Annotated in this window: 6 protein-coding genes and 1 tRNA gene; 2 read left to right on the top strand and 5 right to left on the bottom strand. The window is 43.0% G+C overall.

Features of this window, described 5'->3' with window-relative positions:
- Positions 1 to 142: 142 nt before the first annotated feature.
- Positions 143 to 1,447 carry an erythromycin esterase family protein gene (locus CSV60_RS11975; RefSeq protein WP_233189613.1) on the bottom strand — a complete coding sequence of 435 codons (1,305 nt, stop codon included), beginning with the start codon at positions 1,445 to 1,447 and terminating at the stop codon, positions 143 to 145.
- A gap of 49 nt (positions 1,448 to 1,496) precedes the next feature.
- A complete protein-coding gene (locus CSV60_RS11970) occupies positions 1,497 to 1,772 on the bottom strand; it encodes a DUF2564 family protein (RefSeq protein ID WP_099637144.1) in 276 nt (91 codons plus the stop codon).
- Positions 1,773 to 2,242: 470 nt separating this feature from the next.
- On the opposite strand from CSV60_RS11970, the gene CSV60_RS11965 reads away from it, so the two are divergent.
- Positions 2,243 to 2,950, top strand: a complete 708-nt coding sequence (locus CSV60_RS11965) for a polysaccharide deacetylase family protein (RefSeq protein ID WP_233189612.1) — start codon at positions 2,243 to 2,245, stop codon at positions 2,948 to 2,950.
- Positions 2,951 to 3,015: 65 nt separating this feature from the next.
- Here the strand turns inward: CSV60_RS11965 and CSV60_RS11960 are convergent.
- From CSV60_RS11960 to CSV60_RS11950, 3 genes are all read right to left on the bottom strand, one after another.
- Positions 3,016 to 3,087: transfer RNA gene (locus CSV60_RS11960), tRNA-Asn, on the bottom strand.
- Positions 3,088 to 3,217: 130 nt separating this feature from the next.
- Positions 3,218 to 3,742, bottom strand: a complete 525-nt coding sequence (locus CSV60_RS11955; protein WP_143565343.1) for a hypothetical protein — start codon at positions 3,740 to 3,742, stop codon at positions 3,218 to 3,220.
- A gap of 78 nt (positions 3,743 to 3,820) precedes the next feature.
- The gene (locus CSV60_RS11950) at positions 3,821 to 5,485 is read right to left on the bottom strand and encodes an S-layer homology domain-containing protein (RefSeq protein WP_158233176.1); all 1,665 of its coding nucleotides are present in this window, start codon (positions 5,483 to 5,485) and stop codon (positions 3,821 to 3,823) included.
- Between the two features lie 256 nt (positions 5,486 to 5,741).
- Here CSV60_RS11950 and CSV60_RS11945 point away from each other — a divergent pair, with 256 nt between their 5' ends.
- Positions 5,742 to 6,527: a hypothetical protein gene (locus tag CSV60_RS11945; protein ID WP_099637140.1), complete on the top strand. Its 786-nt coding sequence runs from the start codon at positions 5,742 to 5,744 to the stop codon at positions 6,525 to 6,527.
- The last annotated feature ends 22 nt before the right edge of the window (positions 6,528 to 6,549 follow it).

The following is a 6,549-nucleotide window of genomic DNA, read 5'->3' as shown; positions in this document are numbered from 1 at the left end:
CAAAGAAATACGTAGCCAAAAACGCTTAGGTTATTTGTCTCCCGAAGCATTCCTGGCTAGGTATTTGGAAAGTGCATAACACACACAATTGTACATAAACTTTCGTGTCCATTTTTAAGGGGCTTGACTACTGGTACCTTCTTTACCAGCTTAACGGCCTCAACGCAGTCGAGCGGTCGATATATAGGAAGGCGTCGTAGCGTTCGCTGATGCGGGACGGGACGAAGTTGCCGTGGGCTTCAAACTCGGGATGGTAGACCACACCGATTGCGCGGTGGCCGATCCATTCGTCAAACTGCTTTCGGTTCTCATCATTGAACAACAGCATTTTGTCATGTGCGCCCGCTGCGTGCAGTTGGCCTTCCCATGTATTAAAACGTGCAGGCGGTATGACCATTTCTTCCGGAGTTTCTCCCCAACTGCTTCCTGCAATGACCGTCCCTTCATATGTGCCGAAACCAATCGCGTACGTATTGTCCCTACCATTCTGCTCCCGGATCAGCTGGCCGACGTTTGTCAATCCATGGTCTGTCATTGAAGTCGCCGATGCGTCACCGATATGGGTGTTATGTTCCCACACAATAATTTTGGCGTCTTTGCCGTAATAATTTTGTACTTCCTTAATTGCTTCTGCCATATGGGTATCGCGAATATTCCATGACAGTGCATCATCCTGAAGCATCGCCCGGTAATAGGCTTCCGCATTTTTCGCTACCAGAGCGTTCATTGTCAGGTTCAAGTCTTGCTCATGCGCGCGGGGATAGTGCTCTTCATTTATTCGGATGGATTCCAGTAGGCTCGTTACCTCTGTTATGCATTGATCAGTGAAGTGGGCAGAAGACAAGGCATAGTGTTCGGGCATCCGATTATACGGTTCAAAACAGGAGAATGCTTTTTTGGCAAGTTCTAGATCGGCACCGTAGGATGAATGGCTTTCCAGGAAGTTCATAACTTCATCGATAGAATCGTATAAGCTGTACAGGTCGATACCGTACATGCCGACTGAGGAGTCTGAACCACGTTGCCTGTTTTCATTAGCAAGCCACGTGACAAATTCTTCAATTTCTTCATTCGCCCACATCCATGCCGGCCATCTGCTGAATGAACGCGACAGCAACTCGTTGAGGGATGTCTCATCATTGTAGCATTTGACATAGCTGTTTATTCTCTGTACAGACGGCCAGTCGCCTTCCACAGCAATGGCAGCGAAACCCTTTTCCTGTATGAGACGTTTTGAGAATTCGGCGCGCAATCGATAGAATTCAGAAGTTCCATGCGTCGCTTCACCAATCATCACAATCTGTCCTTCTCCTATGTCTTTCAGAAGCCGGTCAAATACAGACGGGTCATCCAGCCTAATCGCCTGCTCTTTAATAGAGGCTACTAATTTTCTGGATATGAAAAAACCTCCTTCATGATGGTTTAAACATCCACGTATGTTACTCACGCAGATACCTGCTTTTTAAAGTACTAAGTTGACTTAGGTCCATGATGGATTACTCGCCTTTTTTCATTTGGGCTTCATTCAATTGCTGCTTGATCAAATCCAACTGCCCCTTATGTTGCTGAATCGTATCTAACTCACTGTTAAATTGCTCTGCATTCCTAAACGCGTTTTCAGCACGCTCGATTGCATTAAACGCATGCTCGATTGCCATCTCTTCTGGATGAGACATCGCTTGTTTCACTGCACGGTCTGCTTTCTCTACCGAATTACCAAAAAACGTGCCCGGATGATCCTTTTTCCAACTCGGGCCAGAATCCTTTGCCATATCCTTCGCCTCCCACATGTAAAATAAATGATAACAAGCTTAGTATTGCAATTTATAGAGGAAGTATACGGATAGTAATAAGTACCAGGTCCCCATACAACTCTAGTTCAATTCAGAATTGTTTCTGAATTGTTTAGGGACCTGGTACCGATGCATACATATTCAAGTACAGGAAACACTACTGACTAGAAAAGAGGTGATATAAACTGAAACGTTTCTGGCTTATTTCTTTCATTGCTTGTATAGGAATACTTTACCTGATTATTTTTACCAATCACTGGGGAGCAGATACGAATCTAGTAAGCACTGCCTCCGCATCTAAAACTAGCAAAGACAGACTGACGACAGAATTAGAATCATTCAGCGAGGCGCATCATATCCCCGCGGTTGATGCAAAGGTCGACAGAGTTTGGAAAGCCATCCCCGGCTACAATGGACTGGAAGTGGATCTGGAAGCCAGTTACAGAAAAATGAAAGCGACTGGCAAATTGGATGAATCAAAAGTCGTTTACAAAGAAACTTCCCCCTCTGTTCATTTGAAAGATCTAGGCCCCCACCCCATTTTCAAAGGAAATCCGGATAAACCGATGGTGTCTTTTTTAATTAATGTTGCCTGGGGTAATGAATATATTCTTGAAATTTTGGATGTACTGAAGAAGCATAAAATCCAAGCCTCCTTCTTTTTCGACGGCAGCTGGGTAAGTAAAAATCCCGATTTAGCTAAATTGATTTATAAGGAGGGGCATGAAATTGGAAACCACGCATACAGCCATCCCGATTTACAGCAGAAATCAGAAGCTGAAACAATGGAAGAGTTAAAAAAGACAAATGATGTCATCATAAAAACACTTGGGATTACATCGCCCAAATGGTTCGGTCCGCCAAGCGGCAGTTTTAATCAGCAAACGGTGGAAACCGCAAGCCGGCTAGGAATGCATACGGTTTTATGGACGGTAGATACAGTCGACTGGAAAAAGCCGGCGACTAATGAAATGGTGAACAGGGTAGTATCTCAAGTGGAGAACGGCTCGATGGTTTTAATGCACCCGACTAAACCTGTAGCTGAAGGAATGGAAGATATGATTAAACAAATCACGAAGAAAGGTTTTCGTCTGGGTACCGTCAGTGAACTGATGAGTGAAAAACGTGTGAACGGAACAGCATGGGATGATGAATGAAGTGCCTGCGCAAAACAAAAAACTCTCCTAACCGCACATAGCCGGTCGGGAGAGTTTTTTATGTACTCCAAAGGCAGGAATCGAACCTGCGACCGATCGGTTAACAGCCGATTGCTCTACCGCTGAGCTACTTTGGAAAGAGAGTTCATTTGCGCTATTTAGTATGGACAGGAATCTGATATATATACATAGTTCTTTTAGTAAAGGACCAAGTCTCCGAGCAATTCAGAATAATTCCGAAATTGATTGAAGACCAAGTCCCTACGCTTAATCTTTCACACGCTTCACCAGTCCGTACATCTCATTCCCCGAACTGTCCACTCGCTGGATCAAGCCAATATCTTTTGCGTAGTATTCAATCACCGTTTCTTTATTCCACGGGAAGTAGCTTTCAACAACTAGCACATCACGATACTCTGTACCCCGAACTGTTTTCTTTCCGTACGTAGAGGTAATCCACCCGTTCCCGTAACCAACCGGCCCTATATCATCATGATGTTGAATCTGTGTCACCACGAAAGGATGCGGGATATATTGATCGTAATGGTTCCAGTCATCGTATCCTTCCCCATAGTACGAGGAACCCTGCACAAAGCCCAGTCGGGGAATGTCTTCATATTCCGTCTCATTGGTAATGCGCCGGTAGTCCAAACCGTTCTCTTCTTTGCCCTCATGATCGTAGCGGTATGTGCTGGTGCCGTCCGTGAATAGTACGTATAACCGGTATCCTGCATAATATTCATCGTCCTTGCTGTCATCGCACGGGTGATAATAGGTACCAGGTCCACACACAACTCTAGTTCAATTCAGAATTGTATCTGAATTGTGTTGGGACCTGGTACTCTAAAACTCCAAGCAGACTGACAGTATTTATTCTGTTCCCCATTCCGCATGGAAACGTTTTACAGCTTCTGCTCCGGAAACTGTTTTAAGGAAATATTCTTCCGCCCGTTTAGTACGTGCTTTGATGAAGTCGTCCCGACATACATCGGCGCAGTTGCCGTAATCATCGTCTGTCATCGCGCGTAACGTTCGATAGTCCTTAGTCACTTGTGAGAAATCGCCTTCAAGCCAGCGGTTCAGCATCTCGCCAACGACCGAATCCTCTTTGGTAAACCATTTTAAGTAGAGGATGTTCTGCTTCGCCATTTCGTTGTATTTACCGAACTGTCTTTCGTAAAATTCGATTTCACGCATTTCGCCGTACGGTCCGTCTTTGATGGGATCGGTGATCAGATAATCGGCTGGATAGTGCGTCACTTTCTGCCCCATCATGGTGAGCATTACATGAGCAATTCTGTAATCGGCATCCTGCAGATCCTCGGGCAGATAAGTCGTCAGCTGCCCTGGCAACGGCTTCTCCGGGTTTGCCGGATCAAGCGGGTCAACAGGCGGTCCTATTTCTACCGAATTTGTACCATATAAAAAGCTGTCATCCATTTCAAAAGCTGTCACTCTGTAGCGCACTTCGTCTCCATTCGAAAAGCGAACCGTCGCGATATAATCGCCCGGCTTTTCAATCCTAATATACGTAAAATTATATTCATTTTTTTCAATCGTTACGTTGGCAGAGATATTCTCTCCGTCCGTCTTGGCCAGAGCTATATTTTGTACGGGTTTATATTTCGTATTGAGCGATACCAGTGTCGGCAGTGAGTCATCCGTCTTTTCTAACGTCAAACGTAGTTCGCTGACCTCTTTTTTCACATGAACATAATATTTTTGATACTTCGTATTAAGTTCTGCGTCACTTCCCCAAATGACTACTCCTCCTGTTCCTTCTTTGACCGGCAATAATTGAACTTGACTTAGCGTGTCGTTTTTCCCTTTCACTTTTACTGCACGAAATACGCTCGGATTCACTTGATCATCGATAACCGCTGTGATCGTATCCCATCCTAAATTACCCGCTTCCAGCTTTACGGCATTCTTCAGCATGACTTGCTCTGTCGCCACAAGCATTTTTGAAGCTTGCCCTCTCGTAATCGATGCGTTCGGACTGAAAGTTGTAGGTGAGGTACCTGAAGTAATGCCGAGTTTGTAAATAACGAGTACGTCGTTTGTAATGCCCACTTCTCCTATGAATGGGTTTTTCACATTCACATCACGAGGTAAATCGAATGCTTTCACAAGAATCGCAGCCATATTTTTACGCTTAATCGGCTCATCCGGTTTAAAACTACCGTCTGGGTACCCACCAATAATTCCTTCTTCCGCCATTTTTGCAACCGCATTATAAAAACCATAAGATACTGATACATCTTTAAACTTTTTGCCTTTTACATTCGATGTATCCAGACCGATCATCCTCGCGATAATCGCTGCAGCTTGTCCTCGCGTAATCGAATTCCCGGGCTTGAACGTACCGTCAGGATAACCTCCTATGATGTTACGTGCAGCCAACTCATTCACTGCCTCCGCAAAATGCTTGGAAGGCGGCACATCATAAAACACTTGCTTATTGGCTGCAGCCGCTGACAACGGTAAACTGCACGCCAATAAGAATACAGTAACTACTGCAAATAATTTCTTCACCTCTATCACCCTTTCTCAACATACTAGTTTTATAATCAGCGTACAGACGTAGAATTACTAAAATAGTTTCAACATAAGAGGGAAAGTTTTATTAAAGGTATCTGTGTGTCAAACTTTCATGATGATTTTTACATTCCCGTTGGTTTCTGACACTTCACTATGAATGTATATCAAATAGAATCATATATAGCGTTGCTTTTGCTGATATACTTAGAGTAACGATTGTATTACTTATTCGTACAAGTGAGGGATGATAGTGAGAAAAGCTTTGAAGTTAGCAGACTTTAGTAAATTGAGTGGTATGGAGATTACACTATATATCTTGATGTTTTGTGCCATTCCAATAATCTTGATCTTTCATAGCAAATTACCGATTTTGTTTATTTTTTATATGGTATTTGCAATAGCCTTATTTTTAGTCATTTGGTATCGCAAACATAAAAAGGAAAGAGCTTATCCAAAGTATTACGGAATTTCACTCTCACTTTTTCTAATTATCTCGATTGCCGCTTTTTATTCTTTATTGACTCCGAATTTAAACACAGCAGGATATGTCTCTGTAATAGGCTTCCTTGCTTATCTGTCCGCGGTATACATTATACTAATTTATTTCTTTAACTTCCTATACTTCCTTGTACTTAAGCGAGTGTTTCCTTCAGAAAAAGAACACAGTGAAGATGAAGTCGAGGAATTGAGCTTGAAAGAGCTCTCAAAGACTATGGACTTGGATAAACAAAAACAATATTTGAATATCACCATTGTGAACAGCTTATTATCTGTCATACTCATAGCCTATTTCACTTTATTTGGTATGAAGAAGTGGAAGTCCAAAGTAGAATTTGAAGAATCTCAGGCCTTAAAAAGTTTATATGCTTGGATAGAAAACCAAGATTCCATCACCTTATTTAACGGAGTCAGCTTATTATCAGTAGTCATCACGATATCTGCACTAACATTTTCTGCTCAAATTAAAATTTTTGATGAAGCTAAGAAAGAGTATACGAAGGAATCAAAACAGGACGGCACGTCAACGAATTACTAAAGTTGACCTGCCGTCCTAAATG

The sequence above is a fragment of the Sporosarcina sp. P7 genome, from assembly GCF_002743425.1.
Lineage (GTDB): Bacteria > Bacillota > Bacilli > Bacillales_A > Planococcaceae > Sporosarcina.
Note: the sequence above shows the minus strand (reverse complement) of the source record. Positions and strands in the feature narration are given on the sequence as shown.

Bases quoted from the DNA above. Each gene is read 5' to 3' on its own strand.
- CSV60_RS11970 (WP_099637144.1), bottom strand. From the start codon at position 1,772: ATGGCAAAGGATTCTGGCCCGAGTTGGAAAAAGGATCATCCGGGCACG.
- CSV60_RS11965 (WP_233189612.1), top strand. From the start codon at position 2,243: ATGAAAGCGACTGGCAAATTGGATGAATCAAAAGTCGTTTACAAAGAA.